This window comes from Dellaglioa sp. CoH-57-MRSF-16 (assembly GCF_056782055.1).
The window spans coordinates 1-267 of the sequence record NZ_JBXAXZ010000183.1; the positions used below are offsets into that span (position 1 = coordinate 1).

The following is a 267-nucleotide window of genomic DNA, read 5'->3' on the forward strand; positions in this document are numbered from 1 at the left end:
GGTGATCGGAAACAGGCGAGACAGGGTTTTCTTGGCCTCAGCAACGGTTCGGATTTCTTTATCCTTCCCGTTGACGTGGATTTCCAGCTTGTCGGTTTTGCCGCGCATTATACGCCGCACCAACACCTTCTTTCCTGCGTGGCTCATGAACTCGATGTCGCGGCGGCCTTGCTTGATCTTGTCCGAACGCTCACCGATTTGCGGTTCGTCATACATCACTTCAGGCAACACTGAGAAGAGCAATGATTTGCCTACCCCATTCGAGTT

Annotated in this window: 1 protein-coding gene; it reads right to left on the minus strand. The window is 52.4% G+C overall.

The features are described from left to right. Positions 1 to 228, minus strand: a 228-nt coding sequence (locus tag AC1RPH_RS08360) for a hypothetical protein (protein ID WP_481762123.1), incomplete at its 3' end; no start/stop codon positions are given. Positions 229 to 267: the final 39 nt, after the last annotated feature.